The 21,496-nt window shown below is 50.1% G+C and carries 19 protein-coding genes; 10 read left to right on the top strand and 9 right to left on the bottom strand.

Features of this window, described 5'->3' with window-relative positions; all coding sequences use genetic code 11:
• Positions 1–101 precede the first annotated feature (101 nt).
• The 4 genes from AC3QL0_RS14545 (at position 102) to AC3QL0_RS14530 (ending at position 6,448) form a co-directional block, all read left to right on the top strand.
• Positions 102–905 (top strand): hypothetical protein, encoded by an 804-nt coding sequence (locus AC3QL0_RS14545; RefSeq protein ID WP_493009116.1) that lies wholly within the window; start codon positions 102–104, stop codon positions 903–905.
• 32 nt (positions 906–937) lie between these two features.
• Positions 938–2,011, top strand: a complete 1,074-nt coding sequence (gene hemE / locus AC3QL0_RS14540) for a uroporphyrinogen decarboxylase (RefSeq protein WP_493009115.1) — start codon at positions 938–940, stop codon at positions 2,009–2,011.
• Positions 2,012–2,293: 282 nt separating this feature from the next.
• Positions 2,294–4,390 carry a primosomal protein N' gene (locus AC3QL0_RS14535; RefSeq protein ID WP_493011005.1) on the top strand — a complete coding sequence of 699 codons (2,097 nt, stop codon included), beginning with the start codon at positions 2,294–2,296 and terminating at the stop codon, positions 4,388–4,390.
• A gap of 12 nt (positions 4,391–4,402) precedes the next feature.
• The gene (locus AC3QL0_RS14530; protein WP_493009114.1) at positions 4,403–6,448 is read left to right on the top strand and encodes a UvrD-helicase domain-containing protein; all 2,046 of its coding nucleotides are present in this window, start codon (positions 4,403–4,405) and stop codon (positions 6,446–6,448) included.
• A gap of 125 nt (positions 6,449–6,573) precedes the next feature.
• On the opposite strand, the gene AC3QL0_RS14525 is transcribed toward AC3QL0_RS14530, so the two are convergent.
• The gene (locus AC3QL0_RS14525) at positions 6,574–6,699 is read right to left on the bottom strand and encodes a hypothetical protein (protein WP_493009113.1); all 126 of its coding nucleotides are present in this window, start codon (positions 6,697–6,699) and stop codon (positions 6,574–6,576) included.
• A 56-nt stretch (positions 6,700–6,755) separates the two neighbouring features.
• Positions 6,756–6,947 carry a hypothetical protein gene (locus tag AC3QL0_RS14520; protein WP_493009112.1) on the bottom strand — a complete coding sequence of 64 codons (192 nt, stop codon included), beginning with the start codon at positions 6,945–6,947 and terminating at the stop codon, positions 6,756–6,758.
• A 242-nt stretch (positions 6,948–7,189) separates the two neighbouring features.
• On the opposite strand from AC3QL0_RS14520, the gene AC3QL0_RS14515 reads away from it, so the two are divergent.
• Entirely contained in the window at positions 7,190–8,410 is a 1,221-nt protein-coding gene (locus tag AC3QL0_RS14515; protein WP_493009111.1) for a CaiB/BaiF CoA transferase family protein, read from the top strand.
• 625 nt (positions 8,411–9,035) lie between these two features.
• Here the strand turns inward: AC3QL0_RS14515 and AC3QL0_RS14510 are convergent.
• From AC3QL0_RS14510 to AC3QL0_RS14485, 6 genes are all read right to left on the bottom strand, one after another.
• Complete coding sequence (locus AC3QL0_RS14510; protein ID WP_493009110.1) at positions 9,036–9,764, bottom strand: uracil-DNA glycosylase; 729 nt, start codon at positions 9,762–9,764, stop codon at positions 9,036–9,038.
• Positions 9,765–9,774: 10 nt separating this feature from the next.
• Positions 9,775–10,569 carry an indole-3-glycerol phosphate synthase TrpC gene (gene trpC / locus AC3QL0_RS14505; RefSeq protein WP_493009109.1) on the bottom strand — a complete coding sequence of 265 codons (795 nt, stop codon included), beginning with the start codon at positions 10,567–10,569 and terminating at the stop codon, positions 9,775–9,777.
• A gap of 104 nt (positions 10,570–10,673) precedes the next feature.
• Positions 10,674–11,705, bottom strand: a complete 1,032-nt coding sequence (trpD, locus tag AC3QL0_RS14500; RefSeq protein ID WP_493009108.1) for an anthranilate phosphoribosyltransferase — start codon at positions 11,703–11,705, stop codon at positions 10,674–10,676.
• 25 nt (positions 11,706–11,730) lie between these two features.
• The gene (locus tag AC3QL0_RS14495; protein ID WP_493009107.1) at positions 11,731–12,294 is read right to left on the bottom strand and encodes an anthranilate synthase component II; all 564 of its coding nucleotides are present in this window, start codon (positions 12,292–12,294) and stop codon (positions 11,731–11,733) included.
• A gap of 49 nt (positions 12,295–12,343) precedes the next feature.
• Entirely contained in the window at positions 12,344–13,864 is a 1,521-nt protein-coding gene (gene trpE / locus AC3QL0_RS14490; RefSeq protein WP_493009106.1) for an anthranilate synthase component I, read from the bottom strand.
• 253 nt (positions 13,865–14,117) lie between these two features.
• Positions 14,118–14,804, bottom strand: a complete 687-nt coding sequence (locus AC3QL0_RS14485; protein WP_493009105.1) for a phosphoglycolate phosphatase — start codon at positions 14,802–14,804, stop codon at positions 14,118–14,120.
• Between the two features lie 194 nt (positions 14,805–14,998).
• Between AC3QL0_RS14485 and AC3QL0_RS14480 the strand changes: the two genes are divergently transcribed.
• Positions 14,999–16,807: a GGDEF domain-containing protein gene (locus AC3QL0_RS14480; protein WP_493009104.1), complete on the top strand. Its 1,809-nt coding sequence runs from the start codon at positions 14,999–15,001 to the stop codon at positions 16,805–16,807.
• Positions 16,808–16,810: 3 nt separating this feature from the next.
• Here the strand turns inward: AC3QL0_RS14480 and rpe are convergent, their stop codons facing one another.
• Entirely contained in the window at positions 16,811–17,509 is a 699-nt protein-coding gene (gene rpe / locus AC3QL0_RS14475; protein ID WP_135862035.1) for a ribulose-phosphate 3-epimerase, read from the bottom strand.
• Between the two features lie 109 nt (positions 17,510–17,618).
• Here rpe and apaG point away from each other — a divergent pair, with 109 nt between their 5' ends.
• The 4 genes from apaG to AC3QL0_RS14455 are packed head-to-tail and all read left to right on the top strand — an operon-like array spanning position 17,619 to position 21,260.
• The gene (gene apaG, locus AC3QL0_RS14470) at positions 17,619–17,993 is read left to right on the top strand and encodes a Co2+/Mg2+ efflux protein ApaG (protein WP_493009103.1); all 375 of its coding nucleotides are present in this window, start codon (positions 17,619–17,621) and stop codon (positions 17,991–17,993) included.
• An 8-nt stretch (positions 17,994–18,001) separates the two neighbouring features.
• A complete protein-coding gene (mltA, locus tag AC3QL0_RS14465; RefSeq protein WP_493009102.1) occupies positions 18,002–19,309 on the top strand; it encodes a murein transglycosylase A in 1,308 nt (435 codons plus the stop codon).
• Complete coding sequence (locus AC3QL0_RS14460) at positions 19,306–20,493, top strand: FAD-dependent monooxygenase (RefSeq protein WP_493009101.1); 1,188 nt, start codon at positions 19,306–19,308, stop codon at positions 20,491–20,493. The genes mltA and AC3QL0_RS14460 overlap by 4 nt, the downstream gene beginning before the upstream one ends.
• Positions 20,494–20,519: 26 nt before the next feature.
• On the top strand, positions 20,520–21,260 hold the full coding sequence (locus AC3QL0_RS14455; protein ID WP_493009100.1) for a DsbC family protein: 741 nt from the start codon (positions 20,520–20,522) through the stop codon (positions 21,258–21,260).
• The last annotated feature ends 236 nt before the right edge of the window (positions 21,261–21,496 follow it).

Raw genomic sequence — 21,496 nt, 5'->3', positions numbered from 1 at the left:
CTTAGTAGTTGCTGAGTTGTTAAAACACCGAATTGTGAGTGCTTTATGCTTTAACTACAGTACCTCCATGTTTGAAGTGCAGTCATTCACGGAGGTAAACGATGAGGGATCCCATAGACTGTGCAGTATTAATGTTAGACGGCCAGCACGCATGGGCGAGCGCCGTGGTTGGCGAGTATGCGCAAGGTAAGTTGCGAGTGCAGATGCTGCAACGTGAAGACTCGTTGTTGGCACAAGAGGCTGAAGCTACCCAACTATTGCGAGCCCTAGCTATGCCCGCCCGGCGCTTTGATGCGTGTTTGCTGTCCGTCTGTCAGCAGAACTTAGCCTTGGTACGTCAAAACCTGTTTTTTGCCCAACAAAGCTTTCAGACGCCACTGTTTTGTTTGGTGGAAAACCTGAAGGCAGCAGCCATGAATGATCTGTTGAAATTAGGTGTGGCAGATTTTCTACGGGCGCCCATGTGCTTGGAAGAGTTACGCACGCGTATTCACATGTTGAAACGGGTGCGGCAGGCGGCCCATGCTTTGCAAGATAAGGCAACCACCGCTTATTATGCGGTGGATCTCAATAAGGTAGGCGCAGGGCACAGTGTCGAAGAAGACCATTTATGCGCTACCATATTGCAGCAGAGCGGGGCCACCCTTGAAGCCTATGCCGCAGCAGTTGCTACACGGTACGCAACATCGCGAGAATCCTTTCAGGATGCCAAAAATATTGTGGTTTCGCGGTTTGAACAAGCGTATATACGAGCAGCATTAGGGCGTAGTGCCGGCAATATAGCCATGGCGGCGCGTTCAGTGCAGAAGCACCGACGTGCATTTTGGGCACTGATGCGCAAGCATGATATCAAGGCGGAAGGCTTTAGAAGCCCATCAGGGCCCCCAGTACACACCGACAGCTAAAATTGTCGGGCATTTTTCTTATAGGGATTGCTGTGTCTTTACCACAACTTAAAAACGATATTCTGTTGCGTTCATTGTTACGTGAGCCTGTGCCATATACCCCTGTTTGGTTAATGCGCCAGGCAGGTCGTTATTTGCCAGAATACCGGGCAACTCGTGCTGAGGCCGGTTCTTTTATGGGGCTAGCTCAAAATCGGGAGTATGCGTGTGAGGTCACATTGCAGCCATTGCGCCGTTTTGATCTGGATGCGGCAATTCTGTTTTCCGATATTCTGACCGTACCCGATGCAATGGGTTTGGGTTTGGGTTTCTACGAAGGCGAAGGCCCACGTTTTGCATCGCCTATTCGTACTGAAGCCGATGTAGATAAACTGCATGTGCCTGATATGGCAAAACTGCAGTACGTGTTTGATGCGGTTGAGCTAATCCGCCAAGAATTAGATGGTCGTGTACCACTGATTGGTTTTGCGGGCAGCCCATGGACTATTGGCTGTTACATGGTGGAAGGCCAAGGTTCGTCAGATTACCGCATGATCAAAAGCATGCTGTACGCACGCCCTGATCTCTTGCACCGTATTTTGAAAATCAATGCAGAAACCACCATTGAATACCTGAACCAGCAAATTCGTTCTGGCGCACAAGCCGCAATGATTTTTGATAGTTGGGGTGGTGTGTTGGCAGATGGCCTGTTCCAAGAGTTCTCGCTGCACTACACCAAAATGGTGGTAGATGGCCTGATTCGCGAACACGATGGTAGAAAAGTACCTGTGATTGTGTTCACCAAAGGTGGTGGCCAGTGGTTGGAAACCATTGCTGATTGCGGCTGTGATGCCATGGGCTTAGATTGGACAGTAAATCTGTCTCAAGCACGTCAGCGTATTCAAGACAAAGTAGCGTTTCAAGGTAACTTGGATCCAATGACCATGTTCGGTGGCGAAGAAGCTATTCGCCGTGAAGTACGCCGAGTCATTGATGACTATGGCATGGTAGGTAAAGGTGGTCACGTCTTTAACTTTGGCCATGGGATCTCTCGCTTTACAGATCCTGATATGGTTAAAGTGTTGGTAGACGAGGTACATAGTTACAGTGCAGCCATGCACAAGTAAGTAAATAAGGGCCTTTGGGCCCTTTTTCACGATTGACATACTGTGGTTGTGCACAGTTTTACAAAATAACCGACTTAGAAGTCTTTATTCATGATAAGTCTTTGGTTTGTTTTATAAGTTATTGAATTTAAACAAATATACTTATTTTTCAACAGGGACTGTTTATTTTCACAGTAGGTTGTCCACATCAATCCCCACAGTTTCCGGTGTTTTTTCCCCAAAGTTATCCACAGGCTGGTGCTAAGTACATGCTAGATGTCTTATTTACCAGTGCGAGCCATTATGCATAATCCAACTCCTGCACCAGCAGAGCCTACCTTGAGTGTTGAATCGGTAGCCAAATATTGGTTACGGGTAGCCTTGGATGTGCCGCTGGATGATTTGTTTGATTATTACCATGACACGGTAGTGGCTGTGGGCAGCAGAGTGTTGGTGCACTTTGGGCGACGCCAGATGGTGGGTGTGGTCGTCGAAACACCTGAGCAGCCGGTGTTTGAGGCCAAGCAAGTCAAAGCTATTGATATGTTGCTGGACGATACCGCGCCGTTAAGCGCCGCCAGTTTGCAGATGGCACATTTTGCTGCCAGCTATTACCAGCGACCAGTAGGCGAGGTATTGCTACCTGTGTTACCACTGAGTTTACGTAAACCAGCGGCCTATACTGGTAAGCGCGCTGCGGGGGGGCCAGTAGCACGCTTACGCAAACGTCGCAAAGCTGCCGCTAAAGCGCAGCCAGACGAGCAAGAAACTATTGTGTTGAATGCTGAACAGCAACAGGCTGTGCAGCACATTCAATCTATTGCAGGGCACCAAACTGTATTGCTGCACGGTATTACCGGTAGCGGCAAAACCGAGGTGTATTTAGCGGCTGCTCTGAAGGTATTAGGGCAGGGCAAGCAAGTTTTATTTATGGTGCCAGAGATCAATCTGACACCACAGTTCGAGCAAGCCTTGCGGCGTAGGCTGCAAAAAGATGGCCAAGCCTATGACGTAGCGGTGTTGCATAGCGGTTTGTCTGAGGGCGAACGTTTACGCTCGTGGATGTCGTTGGAGCAAGGTGAAGCCCGTGTTTTGTTGGGTACACGCTTGTCTATCTTTGCGCCGTTAGAAGAACTAGGGCTGATCATCGTAGACGAAGAGCACGACACCTCGTACAAGCAACAAGAAGGGCTACGGTACTCAGCACGCGATCTCGCTGTGTGGCGCGGTCATGCGGCACAAGTACCGGTGGTATTAGGATCTGCTACGCCGTCCATGGAAAGCTGGGCACATGCCAAAGAAGGCCGCTATCAGCTGTGCTCGTTAACACAGCGTGCGCGTACTCAGTCGTTGCCGGAAATACGGTTGGTAGATACGCGTCGGGCTCAGCTTGAAGAAGGTTTTTCTCCGCAGTTTTTGGATGCCATGCAAAGTTGCTTAGATAATAAGCAGCAAGTATTAGTGTTTCTGAATAGGCGTGGTTATGCGCCGGTGTTAAGTTGCAGCTCATGCGGTTGGTTAAGTCAGTGCAAGCGCTGTAGCGCCTATACTGTGCTGCACCGTAGTAAGGGTGGCAGAACCTATTTGCAGTGCCACCATTGTGGTTATCAAGCTGCTGTGCCACGTTTTTGTCCAGATTGTCGTGACCAAGACCTTAAAGCGATGGGGCGTGGCACACAGCGTGTGGAAGAGTTCTTGGCTGAGCATTTCACCGGTGCACGGGTCATGCGCATTGATGCCGACAGCACCAGATTAAAAGGTAGTGCTGAAAAGCTGTTTTCTGAAGTTCACGCCGGTAATGTAGATATCTTGGTAGGCACGCAAATGGTGTCTAAGGGACACGACTTTGCCAATTTGGGTTTGGTGGTGGTGCTAAATGCCGACTCGCAATTGTTTGCACAAGATTTCCGAGCACCAGAGCGTCTCTTTGCTCAACTGATGCAGGTAGCGGGTAGGGCGGGCCGACATACGGCAGGTGCGCGTGTGCTGATACAAACGGGTTATCCAGAACAAGTGGTGTATCAGTCATTGTTGAGGCAAGATTACGTGGGTTTTGCGCGCGTCACATTAGAAGAGCGTAAAACGGTAGGGTTGCCGCCGTATTCGTACCAAGCCTTGTTGACCGCAGATGCACCAGAATTGGCGCGTGTATTAAGTTTTTTGACGGTAGCCAAAGAGCAAGCGCAAACCTTAACAGGCATACAGCACGTGCAGTTGTATGATCCAGTGCCGTTGCGTATTGTGCGGGTTGCCAATAGCGAGCGGGCGCAGTTGTTGGCGGAAAGCCAGCATCGTCCAGCTTTGCAGCAGTTTTTACGCCATTGGCGCCATGTGTTGGCGCCGTTGGCCAAAGAATATCGGGTACGTTGGGTACTAGAAGTAGACCCCTTGGAGATTTAAGGATAGAACCCTATGACCGTGAGCAATCAAGTACCCACGGATTTAAATGCTGAACAGCGAGAGGCCGTGCTGTATTTGGATGGCCCTGCATTGGTATTGGCCGGTGCAGGCAGTGGTAAAACACGTGTAATTACCCAAAAAATGGCGTATTTATTACGTGACTGTGGCTACAGTGGGCGTAATGTGGTGGCGCTCACCTTTACCAATAAAGCAGCGCGAGAAATGCGCGAACGCTTGGAGCAGATTGTAGATAAGCGCCTGATGCGCGGTATTACAGTGAGTACCTTTCACTCGTTAGGGCTGAAGTTTTTACGTGAAGAATCCAAATGTGTAGGGCTGAAAACCAGCTTCTCCATTATGGATTCCAACGATTCTCTAGGCGTTATTCAAGAGTTATTAGCGACCACCGATAAAGGCCGTTTACGCGCTGTACAACAAGAAATTTCCTTGTGGAAAAATGCACTCTTGGGGCCAGATGCCGCCGAGCGTAGTGCCAGTACGCCTAGTCAGGTAGAAGCCGCCCGCGTGTACCGAGATTACTGTGCCACGTTGGCAGCGTACCAAGCTGTGGACTTCGACGATCTAGTGCGCCTACCCGCACAAATCTTGCTAGAACACGAAGAAGTACGCCAGCGTTGGCAGGCCAGAGTGCATTATTTGCTGGTAGATGAATACCAAGATACTAACCAGTGTCAGTATCAGTTCTTGCTGAGCCTGATTGGGTCTAGAGGCATGCTGACGGCAGTGGGGGATGATGACCAAGCTATTTATGCATGGCGCGGCGCTACCGTAGAAAACTTAGAACGCCTGGGTATAGACTTTCCAGATCTACGGTTGATCAAACTAGAGCAAAACTACCGATCCGTGCAGCGCATTTTGACTGCCGCCAATAATGTGATTGGTCATAATCCTGTGGTGTTCGGTAAAAAGCTGTGGTCAGACTTGGGCATAGGCGAGAGCATTTCTATCAAAGCGTCCGAGAACGAGTTGGCCGAAGCCCAATGGGCGGGAGTCACGATTTCAGCCGATCGTTTTGATCGTAAAGCGCAGTGGAAAGACTTTGCCATTTTGTACCGCAGTAATCACCAAGCCAGAATCTTGGAACAAACGCTGCGTGACATGCGTATTCCCTATGTAATTGCGGGTGGGCAAAGCTTTTTCGATAAAGCTGAAATTCGCGATATTTTGGCGTACCTACGTATTATGGCGAATGACCAAGATGATCCCGCTTTTATACGTGCGGCCACTACCCCTAGGCGCGGTATAGGTCAGACTACCTTGCAGAGTTTGGGCGAGTACGCCGCAAGTAGTGGGCAGTCCTTATATGAAGCTGTTTTTGAAATAGGGCTTACTGATCGTTTGGCTGAGCGCCAATTACAGCCTTTGCGCACCTTTGCCGACTTTATTCAACGTATACGAGATAGGTCAGAGCAAGAGGGGGCTGATGCTGGTGAGTTGTTAGATGAATTGCTGCATGCCATCGACTACGAACGTTATCTGTACGATATGTTTGATGAACGTCCCGCTCAATTGCGATGGACTAACGTCTTGGAACTTATAGGTTGGCTTAAACGCAAAGCTGACGAAGATGGCATGGGGCTGCGCGAGTTGGTACAGCACGTGGCATTAATCACCATGCTAGAACGTGGCGAAGACGACGAAGAGCCTGATGCAGTACGACTGTCTACCTTGCATGCGTCTAAAGGTTTGGAATACCCGCATGTGCTGCTAATAGGGGTAGAGGAAGGCTTGTTACCTCACTTAGGGCGCGAAGACGAAGATATCGTCGGTGACGAACACGAGGTGCTGGCTAACCGCGTACAAGAAGAGCGTAGGCTGATGTACGTAGGTATTACGCGTGCTCAGCGTAGTTTACGTTTGAGTTGGTGTAAGCGTCGTCGCAGAGCACGTGAATATGTGGTGCGCGAGAAATCCCGTTTTATCGAGGAAATGGGCTTAGAAGCGGTGCCTGAAGAAAGCCCAGAGGACAAAGCCCTGAGCCCCAAAGAACGGTTGGGTCGCCTCAAAGACTTACTCACCAAACCTGGCAATGCGTAACGCAGCCCCCGTCAGCGGGGCATAAAAAAATCCCAAATCGAAGGGAGATCGATTTGGGATCTAAGCGAAGTGATGCAATTTGCGGTAACTACATTACTGCCGATAACCGCAGGTATCGTAAAGCATTAGTACCAATGAGAGCGGTAGCGTGGGTCACGCATACGTGCTTCATGAATCGTATCTGCCAACGTCCACAGCATATGAATAGCGCCGTAGGAACAACGTTTCAATGTATGCAGTGCAGTTTTCATGGCAAATAGTCCTCAATCAAGGGTACAGAATTCGGTAGGCTATGCAGCCTCAGTTTTTACAAGATGGTGTCTTGAGCGGCTTGAACGCGTGCGTCTTTGATAATACGTTTCAGTGCAATCAATAGTTTTTTCATGGTGGATCTCTCTACGTAGTGGATGGGTGTAGAAATGTTGTGCAGTTTTGCTGCGTATCCAGGCTGTACATCATTCCAGCGCTGGCTGTATAGGTAAGACATTGCAGGAATCATGTACGTCTCTTCTTCATTTCAGAACAGATGAATCAATTATAGGGTTTACCCTAGTATTCATGCAAGGGTTTACCCTATGTGTCTCTAAAAGGTGTTGTTTTTCGTGTGCTTACAGGGGGATGTAGCGAGAATCCTGAGCGCTATTTGCACAATGATGTGTCAAAAAATAAAGAAGTGTGGCGAGCATTGATGCTAACGTATGCCTCTACTTCCCCTTATTTTTGGTAGGTGGTTTACCCCTTATGTCTACTCGCTTAGCTCCGTTAGCTGGGATCCGTGTATTGGATTTGACTCGTGTTTTGGCCGGGCCGTGGTGTACCCAGAACTTGGCTGATTTGGGTGCCGAAGTTATCAAAATTGAACGCCCAGGTTCGGGTGACGATACTCGCGGTTGGGGGCCTCCGTACCTGCGTGATGAAGCTGGTAACAATACCAGCGAAGCGGCGTATTACATGGCCGCTAACCGCAACAAAAAATCGGTCACTGTCGACATGGCCACACCTGAAGGTGCTGAGCTAATACGTGATTTGGCACTGCGTTCCGATATCGTGGTAGAAAACTTCAAAGTAGGTGGCTTGGCTAAATACGGTCTGGATTACGCCTCGCTGAAAGCCATCAACCCACGTTTGATTTATTGCTCGGTAACAGGCTTTGGCCAAACCGGCCCGTATGCGCCACGTCCTGGTTACGACTTCATGATTCAAGCCATGGGTGGTTTGATGAGCGTGACAGGAGAAAAAGACGATCTGCCTGGTGGTGGCCCACAAAAAGCGGGTGTCGCAGTAGCCGATTTGATGACCGGTATGTATGCCACGGTAGGGATTTTGGCTGCGTTACGTGAACGCGATCGTTCTGGTTTGGGGCAGCATGTGGACATGGCATTGTTGGATTGCCAAGTCGCCATGATGGCCAACCAAAACATGAACTACCTAACATCTGGCAAAGCACCACAGCGTGCCGGTAACGCACACCCTAACTTGGTGCCCTACCAAGTATTTGCGACCAGCGATGGTCACATTATTGTGGCTGTAGGTAACGACAGCCAATTCCGTAACTTCTGCCGTGTGGCCGAATGTACCGAACTGGCCGAAGATCCACGCTTCCTGACTAATCCACAGCGTGTAATGAACCGTGAAGCATTGATTCCCGTATTGGCGGAAATCATGCTGACGCGTTCTTGTGCAACGTGGCTAGAACAACTGGAAGCAGCAGGTGTACCAGCGGGCCCAATTAACACCTTGGATCAAGTGCATAACAACCCTCAGGTGTTGGCACGTGGCATGAAGATCAGCATGCCTCACCCTACAGCGGGTCAAGCAACTTTGGTGGGCAGTCCTATCCGTTTGTCCGATACACCCGTGGAATACCGTAATGCGCCACCTATGCTAGGTGAGCATACCGAAGAGGTATTGCGTGATGTGTTAGGTTTGGATGCGGCGCAAATTGCCAAATTCACGAATTAGTAAGTAGGCTGGTTAACGCTGCTGGGTAGCTATTGCTGGTAAATGCACGACGTTTAGGCGTGGTTTACCAGCATATTTTTTAGATATGAGCTACACCAGAAAGGGTATAAACCTAGCAATTGCTAGAAGACTCAGGGGACGGAGAGGAAGCTTTTTTGATTTGGTGTCTCAAATCACAAAAAGTATTCCTGCAGTTCCCGGCGTGTGCGATGGATGCAGCATTACGCTGATTTAAGACTGCCTGCATTAGCTAGCACTGCGAAAAGTATTTTTTAATTTGTACACCAAATAAAAAAATACTTTCCTCCGTTTTCCCTTCATCGCTTGCCACGGTTTTTGTACGGTGGTTGCTGCAAGATTGAATCCCTATACGCCACAACAAGTGACTCTAGATCCATAGTTTGTGCGTACGCATGGCTCATCCTTAGGTATGAGAGGCAGAGAAAAAGCGCCACATAAGAACGGGCAGTAAACCTAGCAATTGCTAGAAGACTCAGGGGACGGAGAGGAAACTTTTTTGATTTGGTGTCTCAAATCACAAAAAGTATTCCTGCAGTCCCTAGCGCGTGCGATGAAAGCAGTGCCTCAGCACTGAACCCTGACACTCATGCCCCGATAAACCACCTTAGGACAGCCAGTTAATAGGCTCGTGATTTTGGCTAACCAACCATTCATTGGTCTTACGGAAATGCCCATTCCCCATAAATGGTACGGGTGGACGTAAGGCTGACAATGGGGAAGGATGGTTAGAGCAGAGTATCTCTATAGGCCCTTTATGGGCATGACGCTTAATCAGCGGTACTTTGGCTTGGGCGTGGTTGCCCCACAGCAAGAAGACTTTTGGGGTCTCAAAGTTCAGTAAGTGCAGCAGCAATGCATCGGTGATATCTTCCCAGCCTTGTTTGGCGTGAGAGGCAGCTTTGCCGTCTTCTACGGTTAATGAGGTGTTCAACAGTAGCACGCCTTGCCATGCCCAATGACTTAGATCGTTGGTGGGAGTAGTAGCAACGTCAGGGTATTCGGCGTGGAGTTCTTTGAACATGTTACGCAGGCTTGGGGGCGTACGTACGTGGTCAGGAACCGAGAAAGATAAGCCTTGTGCTTGTTCTGGGCCGTGGTAGGGGTCTTGTCCCAGAATAATGACTTTTACCTGTTCAGGGGCGCTAAGTTCTAGCGCCTTGAACGGGTGTTTGGGGTAGATGGTGGTGCCTGCCGCAACTTGAGGCATGAGCCAGTCATCCAATGCTTGCAGTTTTTGTCGAATGGCGGGTTCTGCCATCACCCCTTGCCAATCGGCGTGCAGGTGGGGAAGTTGTGCCAGTAGGCTTTGCTGTAAGGTATTGGATGGCTGCATAAATGATGTCTTAGGCGGCGAAAAACAATTCTTCTAGTGCTACACCGGGGTCTGGCTGGCGCATAAAGGCTTCGCCTACTAAGAAGGCGTTTACGTCGTGGTCGCGCATGATCGCAACGTCGTCACGAGTCAGAATGCCGCTTTCGGTAATCACCAGTTTGTTGCTAGGGATGTCTTTCAACAGGGACAGCGTGTTGTCTAGCGATACATCGAAGCTGCGCAAGTCGCGGTTGTTGATGCCTAGCAGGTCTGTTTTCAGGTCTAGGGCGATATCCAGTTCGTCACGGCCATGTACTTCTACGAGTACGTCCATGCCCAACTCCATCGCCAAAGCTTCGTATTCTTTCAGCTGGCTAGGCGACAAGGCGGCGACGATCAACAAGATGCAGTCAGCGCCAATGGCACGAGAGTGAATCACCTGATAGGCGTCCACAATAAAATCTTTACGTAGTACGGGTAATGCACAGGCAGCGCGTGCTTGGCGCAGGTAGTCGTAACCGCCTTGGAAATACTGAACATCTGTCAGTACGGATAGGCAAGCTGCGCCATGAGCGGCGTAGGAGCTAGCGATCTCGGCCGGTTGAAAATCTTCACGAATGACGCCTTTAGAAGGCGAGGCTTTTTTGATTTCTGCAATTACAGCTGATTTGCCGTCCGCATTTTTGTCATGCAGGGCACGGGAAAAACCACGTAGGTCTTTGCGATTTTTAGCTTCGCGCAGGACTTCAGCTTCACTGCGCAACTGGCGGGCCGTGGCAACTTCTGCTTTTTTAGTTTCTAGGATTTTGGCGAGAATATCGTTCATGGCGTTCAGCGTTCTTCGTCAGGTGGATGACGTCATTAAGAAAATGTAGGGCTACGATAGCATGAGCCGCCATTATATGGCGACCATGCCTTGGTCGTAGAAGCTTAAATAAAGCGTTTGGTATAGCGACAGAACTCTTCCAGTTTGTCACGGGCTGCGCCGCTGGCTAGCATGTCGGACGCTTTCTCCAAACCGGCTTTGATGCTGCTGGCACCGTTACCGGCGTAAATGGCCAAACCAGCATTGAACATCACGATGTCACGCGCAGGGCCGGCGTGGTTATCCAGTGCTTGGTGAATCATGTCGCGAGATTCTTCGCTGTTGTTCACTTTGATAGAGCGGTTGGACACCATGCTCAAACCGAAGTCTTCAGGGTGAATTTGGTATTCGCGCACTTCGTCGTCTTTCAACTCACCTACCAAGGTGCTGGCACCCAACGAGGCTTCGTCCATACCGTCCATGCCGTGTACGATCAGTACATGCTTGGAACCCAAGCGTTGCATGGCGCGTACTTGAATCCCCACCAGGTCAGGGTGAAATACGCCCATTAGCTGGTTGGCGGCATTCGCAGGGTTGGTGAGAGGCCCCAAGATATTGAAAATGGTGCGTACGCCTAGTTCTTTACGTACGGCAGCAACGTTTTTCATGGCACCGTGGTGAGCAGGGGCAAACATGAAGCCTATGCCAATTTGCTCAATACATTCGGCAACTTGTTCAGGGTTCAGGTTCAGATTTGCACCCAAGGCCTCCAATACATCCGCACTGCCAGACGAGCTAGAGGCACTGCGGTTGCCGTGCTTAGCGATTTTTACGCCAGCGGCAGCGGCTACAAACATGGATGCTGTAGAGATATTGAAGGTATTGCTGCTGTCTCCTCCGGTGCCGCACATATCCAGTAAATCGGATGTGTCGGGTACGACAACGGGGGTGGAAAACTCACGCATGACCTGAGCCGCGGCGGTAATTTCGCCTATGGTTTCTTTTTTGACTCGCAACCCTATTAGCAGTGCAGCAGCTAATGGCGCAGGCATTTCGCCACGCATCAACATACGCATTAGGTGCAGCATTTCATCGTGGAAAATTTCACGGTGTTCAATGCAGCGCACTAGGGCTTCGGTTGGCGTAATGGTTGTCATGATGGTCCTTTTTCTTTTTTCAAATTCAGAGGGTCAGGAAATTACGCAGCAAGGCGTGGCCGTGTTCGCTTAGAACCGACTCGGGGTGAAATTGTACGCCACTGATAGGCATGGTTTTGTGACGTACACCCATGATTTCGCCGTCTTCGGTTTGCGCTGTGATCTCTAAGCAGTCAGGCAGGCTGGCACGTTCAATGGCCAGCGAGTGATAGCGCGTAACGTTAAATGGTGAAGGTAGGCCGGCAAACACATCAGTGTTGTTGTGGGTAATGGGGGAAACCTTACCGTGCATGACACGTTGTGCATGAACAATCTTGCCGCCAAAGGCTTCACCAATGGCTTGGTGCCCCAAGCACACGCCCAAAATAGGCAGTTGGCCCGCAAAGTGACGAATCAGCTCGATGGAGATTCCGGCTTTGGCTGGAGTGCTAGGGCCGGGCGAGACGCAGATGCGCTCAGGACGCAATGCGGCTATTTCTTCAATCGTGATCTGATCATTACGGGCAACCGTGACTTCTTGTCCCAGTTCGTAAAAGTACTGCACGAGGTTATAGGTAAAAGAGTCGTAGTTATCGAGCATGAAAATCATGGGAGCACCTGATCTAAAAAGAGAACGTATGGGTTAAGACTGGAACTGATTAAATGGGATCGTCTAAGCCAAGCTGTACTTGTTCTGCTGCACGCAGCAGAGCACGGGCTTTGGCTTCAGTCTCTTGCCATTCGGCTTCTGGGCTGGAATCGGCCACGACGCCAGCAGCGGCTTGTACATACAACATGCCGTTTTTGATCACGCCAGTACGAATGGCGATGGCCAAATCCATCTCGCCGCTGTAGCTCAGGTAACCTGCTGCACCACCGTAAATACCACGACGTACAGGTTCCAGCTCATCAATGATTTGCATGGAGCGTACTTTAGGTGCGCCAGTTAATGTGCCGGCAGGGAAAGAGGCACGCAGCACATCCATGGAGGACAAGCCTTCTTTCACTTCACCACACACATTGGACACCAAGTGTTGAACGTGTGAGTAACGTTCAATAGTCATGGTGTCGGTTACTTTCACTGTACCGCCTTCTGCAATACGACCAATGTCGTTACGCGCTAAGTCGATCAGCATCACGTGTTCAGCGCGCTCTTTAGGATCAGCCAGCAGCTCTTCGGCCAACAGTTTGTCTTCTTCTGGGGTAGAACCGCGTTTGCGTGTACCGGCCAAGGGGCGAATGGTGGCAACTTGTTTGTATTCGCCATCAATTAGTTCTTTCTCTTGGCGTACCAGAATTTCTGGGGAAGCACCCACCACTTGGAAGTCGCTGAAGTTCCAGAAGTACATGTAAGGCGATGGGTTCAGCGAACGCAGCGCACGGTACAAGGACAACGGCGCATCACGGAAAGGTTTGGCGATCACTTGGCCAACTTGAACCTGCATGATCTCGCCGTCAGTGATGTACTCTTTGGCTTTTTCTACGGCTTTGATGTAGTCAGCTTTGTCGAAGTCGCGGCGCTCTTTGGTTTCCAAGCTCGCGTACGCGTAAGGAATCACTACTGGAGTGCGCAGTTTTTCACGCAATTCTTTCAGACGGCGTTTGGCGCGGGAGTAGCTTTCTGGCTGAGTAGGATCCGCATACACGATCAAGTAGGTGCGACCAGCCAAGTTGTCCACAATCACCAGCTCATCAATGTGCAGCAGCATGATGTCTGGAGTGCCTTCGTCCTGACCAGCAGGGAAAGGTTTGACGGGTTGGCCCAAAGAAGGCTCAATGTGACGCACGGTGTCGTAGCCGAAGTAACCCGCCAAGCCGCCCGCAAAGCGAGGCATGCCAGGACGAATCGCTACTTTGTAGCGTGCTTGGTATTCTTCGATAAAGGTCAGTGGGTCGCCTTCGTAGCGTTCTACCACTTCGTCGTTATGCAGGACTTCGGTCACGTTGCCAGTGGCACGGATTACCGTTTTGGCTGGTAGACCAATAAAGGAATAACGGCCGAAACGCTCTCCACCTACTACAGATTCCAGCAAGCAACTGTTACGTCCACCTTCGGGGCCGTTGTGCGCTAGTTTCAGGTAAATGGAAAGAGGTGTATCCAGATCAGCATAGGTCTCGGCAATGAGAGGAATGCGGTTAAAACCTTCTGCGGCAAGCGCTTTAAACTCAATTTCTGTCATGGTACGGCCTTTTTTAAAAGTTCTGTTGGCCGGGCCCTGAAAACAAAACAGCCCGGCTGTCATAGATTCCGGGCTGGTTTGACTGGGTGGTGCAGGTGCTGAGACTTTATGGGTACAACGTGAAGCTCAACAAAAACACCGGGACAGTATGCTAGCTACCCGGAACACAAACGCCACCAGCGCCAATAGGCGCCGATTTGTGCATTGTGTGTGAAGGTAGCAGACATCATGTGTTAATTCGTATCGTTAACATTTAATCCGTTATGGAACTGCGTGCGGTTGCCCACTCAGCAGCGTGCTTAATGCTGGACACTATAGCATCAGCATCCAGAGTTTGTATATCTATTCCTTCGTTGTAGCCGTAAGGCACCAGTAAAACGTCCATGTGCGCACCACGCGCGGCTTGGGCGTCGTTCACTGAATCACCAATGACCAGACACTGTGCAGCAGGCTCATTGAGCTTGTTGCTGGCGTGTATAAAAGGCAGCGGATGGGGTTTTTTCTGATCTGTAGTATTCCCGCCAACCATGAGGTCGAAATAGGGGGAAAGCTTCAGAGCATCCAGTAAAGGAATCGTGAACTCTATGGGCTTGTTGGTCACTACGGCGAGTTTGCAGCCGGCGGCCTTGAATGCTTTTAAGCCTTCTTCTACACCCGGGTATATCGTGCTGTGCTGACCATTGCTACGCGCATAATGGTGCGCAAAGGAAGCCTTAGCCTGTTCGTACTCTTCGGGGTCTAGGTGCTCATTTTCAGAGGTGTGTCGCAGCAGTCGCTGCACCAACACATCAGAGCCTTTACCCACAAAAGAACGAATCACGTCTTCGGGTAAGGGTTGACGTTGTAGGTCAATCAGGACGCCATTGGCCGCTGCGGCAATATCAGGGATGGAGTCAACAAGAGTACCGTCTAGGTCAAGAAGTACAGCGGTGTATTGCATGATGGGCTCTGTGAGAAAAAGTAAAGCATTGCTTGGCATTGTAGAGCAGATAGTGAGTGACAGTTGTTTTCTTGCAATATCTGTCATCTTTGGATTGTTTGGTAATTTTGTTGAGTTAAGGTGTTGCTTGTAGCATAACGTGTCGGTGATACAAACTGATACAAACAGGGGACGGCAGTGTTAAGGTGGAGAACATGCTGACTGCTTTTCAAGAAGTACTGCAGAATAAAAAATTAACACCTTTATTTCAGCCCATAGTTGAGTTGCGACATGGCGCTATTGTTGGTTATGAGGCATTAATCCGGGGGCCAGAAAATACGGCCTTGTATTCGCCGTTAGCGTTATTTGAGCTAGCAGACCAACATGGACAGCGTTTTGAATTAGAGCATTTGTGTTGTGAGTTGCATCTGGAACAGTTCAGAGCGCTAGGACTCACAGGAAAATTGTTTCTAAATACTAGTCCCAGTTTGCACCAAACTGCGGGGGAAGAGCGTAGTTTGAGCTGTTTTTTCTCAACACTGCGTGACAGAGAATTCGATCAAGTGGTAGTGGAACTAACAGAGGATTGCTCGGTTAGCTCTATGAGTATGCTGCACGATGTGGTCAAAATGTACCGGGAAACGGGTGTGCAATTGGCCATTGATGATCTGGGGCAGGGGTTTTCTACGCTGAAGTTGTGGACAGAACTGCGCCCTGAATACGTCAAGATAGACCGTTTTTTCGTACGTGGCATACATGAAGATCCGTTGCGCCAGCAGTTGGTGCGGTCTATTTGTGAAATTGCCTTCCAAGCACAATCTACGGTGATTGCTGAAGGTATAGAAACTCAAGAAGAACTAGTGATGCTGCGCAGGCTGGGCGTGATGTGCGGCCAAGGTTTTTTCTTGGGCAGACCAGAAAAACATCCTAAAACTTCGCTGGAAACCTCGTTGCTAGCGCTGTTTAGAACCCCATTTGGTACACCTACGTTGACTGCCTTAGGGCGTGCTGACAAGCCGGTGACTGCCCATCGTTTGGTGCGTCAGGTACCTGTGGTGGCATTCGAAGTGCCTACGAATGTAGTGTGCGATCGCTTCCAAAAAGACGCTTCGCTAAATACGTTGGTGGTGTTAAGAGGTGGCATGCCAGTGGGTTTGCTTCGACGCGACAAGTTATTTGATAGGTTGGCACGGTTATATCACCGCGAGCTGTACGGTAATCGAGCATGCGGTGAAATGATAGAAAATACGCCGCTGATCATTGATAGAAAAATGCCGTTGCAGGAGTTGGCGCAATGGGTAACAGATGGGCCTGAGCACTATATGTCAGACGGCTTCATCATCACCCGTGATGGTAGCTACTTAGGCGTAGGATCTAGTGCTGATCTGATGCGTGAAGTGTCGCAGTTGCAGTTACAAGCGGCGCGGTATGCCAACCCATTAACGCAATTACCAGGCAACGTGCCTATTAATGAGCACTTGGAACAGTTGCTGCGTGGCCAAAGTCCGTTTGCAGTCTGTTATGGCGATTTGGATTATTTCAAACCCTTTAATGACTTATACGGGTATAGAAAAGGCGATGAGGTGATACAGATCACAGCCAGTTTGCTGGTAGAGGCTAGTCACCCAGAGCACGATTTTGTGGGGCATGTGGGCGGTGATGATTTCATCGTGATTTTTAAAAGCCCAGACTGGGAACAGCGCTGCAAGAGCATTATCCAGAATTTGCCGTTGGCGTTAAGCCATCTCTATAGTGCTGAGCATTTGCGTATGGGCGGCTACTATGCAGAAAATCGCCAGCAAGTGGAAGAGTTCCATTCGTTGGTGGCGCTATCGCTAGGGGTGGTAGAGGTGAATCCGGTGCATCTGTATAACAGCAGCTTAATTGCCGAAATGGCAGCTTCTGCTAAAACAATGGCCAAGAAAACTCTGGGTAGCTCGCTGTTTATTGAGCGGCGTAAGCCTTTATCTCCGGTAAAGCACGGAGATAAAGGGCAGAGCCGTAATGGTAACTGGTTGATGTAGTGGTTAGGCTTGGGAATCCGCTTTGGCGATTTCCACGCGCATGGCATCAATCACAGTTTTGTAGTCAGGTTGGTTGAAAATGGCCGAGCCGGCTACAAATGCATCCGCACCAGCGGCACGAATAGCACCAATATTTTGCACGTTCACACCGCCATCAATTTCTAGGCTGATAGGCTGGCCGCCTTCTTCTACCCAGCGATCAATTTTCTGGCGTGCTTGGCGTAGCTTCTCTAATGCGTGAGGAATGAACTTCTGGCCACCAAAACCAGGGTTCACTGACATGATTAGTACCAAGTCTAGTTTGTCCATGACATGGTCCATCCACTCCAAACCTACCGCTGGGTTGAATACCAACCCGGCCTTACAGCCTTGATCTCGAATCAGCGATAGCGTGCGGTCAATGTGGCGAGAGGCTTCTGGGTGGAAGCTAATTAAGTTGGCTCCTGCTTTGGCGAAAGGCTCAACCAAAGAATCTACTGGCTCAACCATCAGGTGTACATCAATAGGGGCTTCAGTGTGCGGGCGTAGCGCACTACAGATCATGGGGCCAAACGTCAGGTTAGGGACGTAATGGTTGTCCATAACGTCAAAATGAACCCAGTCGGCCCCGGCGAGGACGACATTTTTGACTTCTTCACCCAAACGGGCGAAATCCGCGGATAAAATACTGGGAGCAATGCGGGCAGCTTGTTTGTGTGACATAGATCAGCGAGTAAGTTGGTTTGTGACGTACATACTGCAATTGTGTCATGATTAGGGGTGATGTTCCATGACCCTGCAGTTTTGCAACTGATTTTTGAGGGAGACGGGTTTGAAGTCAGAAAATGTAGTGGTCAAAGTTGTGCCACGCTATTTACCCGAGCAGTCCGAACCTGAGCGCCAGCAGTTCGTATTTGCCTATACCGTACAGATCACTAACCATGCTGAGCAACCTATACAGGTAGTCAGTCGGCATTGGATCATCTCTGATGCGAATCAAAATGTACAAGAAGTACGTGGTTTGGGCGTAGTAGGCCAGCAACCATTATTGGCTCCCGGTGAAACATTTGAATACACCAGTGGCTGTCCGCTCATGACCCCTGTTGGTACGATGAGAGGGTTTTATCATTGTGTCAGCGAAGACGGTATCCCTTTTGATGTGGTGATTCCCGAATTCGTTTTGGCTATCCCACGCACTCTGCACTAATAAACACTATGACTGTACTTCGTTTGACTGTGCTGGCTTCCGTGCTGGCTTTGGTTTCTGCTTGTTCTACAGTAGATTTGGATCAAACTGGTAGTGCGGTGGGTTCCTCCAGTAGTAGTGCTACTACTGCCGCGACTGATGATGTGGCCTTGCGTCCTTTGCAAGTGCCTGCACTATCTGCGTTGCCTGAAACCGCTGTACGCCCACTGACTGGCCGCTTTGTAGCGGTGAACTGGTCAATTTTGCCGGGTTGGCAGCAAGATAATTTAGAACATGTTTGGAAAGCTTTTATTAATAACTGTAAGGGCTTGATGCGTCCGGTAAGCGGTTCGTTGACGATGCCTGCGCGTGCGGCTCCGCGTGCGTGGCAAGGTGTGTGTTCCGCTGCAGCGAACAGCAATATTTCTGGTCAAGATACCGCAGCAGTACGCCAGTTTTTACAGCAGCATTTGCAACCATGGCGCGTGTTAGATGCGAATGGTGCGGTAGCAAGTAATACCGTTACTGGCTATTACGAGCCGTTGATCCAAGCCTCTACAACGCGTGGCGGTACATACCAATGGCCGTTGTACTCTACCCCCGACGACCTGCTTACCATCGACTTGGGGACTGTGTACCCTGAGTTAGCGGGCAAGCGTGTGCGCGGCAAAGTAGAAGGTAGACGTGTAGTGCCTTACGATACGCGTGCCGAGATCGCTGCCAAGTCGCATCGTCAGCCTCAAGCGCTGGTATGGGCGGCCGATCCTGTAGAAGCCTTCTTCTTGCAGATTCAAGGTTCTGGTCGTGCGGTGTTGCCAGATGGCTCAGCGGTGCGTTTAGCTTACGACGATCATAATGGCCGTCCGTATGCTTCTATTGGTCAGTGGTTAGCCAAGCAGGGCGAAATGCCGCTGGCACAAACCTCGATGCAAAACATTAAGGCATGGGCCAAACGCAATCCTAACCGTATACAGGAAATGCTCAATGCCAATCCGGCGATGGTGTTCTTCCGTCAAGAAACCATTACTGACCCGTTGTTGGGGCCTAAAGGGGCCTATGGCATTCCGCTGATCGCCGAGCGCGCGGTGGCTATTGATCCTACTTTTGTGCCGCTGGGTTCTCCTGTATTTTTGTCTACCTCCTATCCAGGTAGCCAGAAACCGTTGCAGCGTTTGGTGTTTGCACAAGATACAGGTGCAGCTATTAAAGGCGCTGCACGTACCGACTTTTATTGGGGCACTGGCGATGAAGCGGGTGCCCAGGCCGGGCGCATGAAACAACGCGGTGAAATGTGGGTGCTATGGCCTAAATCAGCAGGAGCACCGTCAGCACGATGACACAGCAAAAAATCATGGTGTGTGGCGCAGGTATTGCCGGTATGGCATGCGCCTTGGGTCTAGCAAAAAAAGCCTTTACAGTGGAAGTGCTGGCGCCAGAGATGTCGCGTCAGCTGCCACGCCACGATGAATACCATCCCCGTGTGTATGCTATCTCTGGTTCTAGCCAGAGCTTTTTGGCGTCGCTAGGCATTTGGGATTTAATGGATGCTACGCGTCTCACACCTGTTCAAGCCATGGAGATTTATGGCGATGGTGGTGGACGTTTGGCCTTGGATGCTTGGCAAGACGCTCGTCATACCTTAGCGTGGATTGTAGAGTCCGGCGAAATGGAACGGGCGCTACGACAAGCGCTGAAAGTGTATGGCGTACGTTGGCACGACGACCAACTCGCGTCACGTGATGGCGAGCAGGTACACACAGTATCTGGGAAAACACTGGACGCTCAACTGCTGGTGGGGGCTGACGGTGCTAAATCCACGGTGCGTCGAGTGGCAGAAATTTGGCACGACTTTAAGGCGTATGGCGACAGTGGCTTGGTCACTCACCTCACCACTGAATTGCCGCATCAAGGTGTGGCTTTGCAATGGTTTACGGGCGATGCCGTAGTGGCTTTGTTGCCTATGCCAGATACCGACGAAGGTCCGCAAGTGTCGTTGGTGTGGTCTGGCCCTACCGAGCAAATTGCTGAATTGATGGTGCTGAGTGACGAAGACAAAGCACAGCGTTTGCAGCAATGGCTGATGGGCGTGACCCAAGGTCGTCTAGGAAATGTGCGTGTACGTTCAAAAATGTTTGCTTTCCCGCTGACTTTTGAGCGTACCGGCATGGTAGCAGAAGGTGTAGCCTTGGTTGGGGATGCTGCGCATCGCGTGCATCCGTTGGCTGGCCAAGGGCTGAATTTAGGTTTGGGTGACGTAGAGGAACTTATACGTGTTCTGGCAGCCAAACCTGTTCATCAATCCGTAGGGGCGTTACCTGTACTGGAGCGATATAAGCGACGACGGGCAGAACCCATCGCCGCCATGCGTGTCGTGACAGACTCTTTACATAGCCTGTTTATGGCGCAGCAAGCCCCCGTAGCGTGGGCGCGTAATGCCGGAATGTCCATCATTAATCAATTGCCTTTTATCAAGCGACGTTTGATAGCCAATGCGGCGGGAGACAAGATTTTCCCACTCTAACGATATCGCTTATTAATGGAGTCAACATGCAAGTAAAAACCACGTGGTCAGGCCGTCTTGTCGCTGCACTGGCATTCAGTGTAGGTCTAGGTTTGGCTGGTACCGCGCAGGCACAAACCACCGATTACCCTGACGTCCGTCAGAAGCTGGAAGCAACATTCACCGATATCACTATCGATGAAATTCGTCCTACTCCTTTTCCAGGGCTGTTGGAAGTACGTATAGGGAATGAACTGGTGTATGTGAATCCTGAAGTGGATTTCCTGATGCAAGGTTCGTTGGTAGACATCAAAGAACGTATTGATTTGACGTCGCAGCGTAAGGAAGAGCTGAACAAAGTCGACTTTTCGCAGTTGCCTTTGGATAAAGCCATTAAAACGGTGAAGGGTGATGGCAGTCGTCAGTTAGTGGTATTCGAAGACCCTAACTGCATCTATTGCAAGAAGTTGCACACTGAGCTGAAAGACGTGGATAACGTCACCATCTACTCCATGATGTACCCCATCCTGAGCCCTGACTCCGCGGCCAAAGCTGAAAATATTTGGTGTGCTGAAGAACCAGGCAAAGCATTGAGCGACTGGATGTTGAACGGTACAGCGCCACAAGCACGTAGCTGTGAAAACCCTATCAAAGAAATTTTGACGACGGGGATGAGCATGGATATTCGTGGCACTCCTGCTCTGATTTTCGAAGATGGTTCGCGAGTAAGCGGCTTTTTGCCTAAAGAGCAACTTGAGGCAAAACTGACACAAAGCACCAAGCCTTAATAATTAGTTACAACAAAAACAGCACTGGGCTTCACAGTGCTGTTTTTGTATCTGCGTCAGTGAGTGACAGTTTGCGTGCTGATCCCTGATGTTGGATTACGTAGTGCTAAGTACACAGAACAAAACTGTAAATTGACAATGCTTGTCTTTGACTGGATGTGTAAAACGTTAACAATCAGAAAAGAAGAGGTGTATTGATGTAACGGTAACTCCTGTTGCATAAGTTGAGGCAGGGT

It is taken from the genome of Paenalcaligenes sp. GW821-LYS-B07-1, assembly GCF_058803365.1.
Note: the sequence above shows the minus strand (reverse complement) of the source record. Positions and strands in the feature narration are given on the sequence as shown.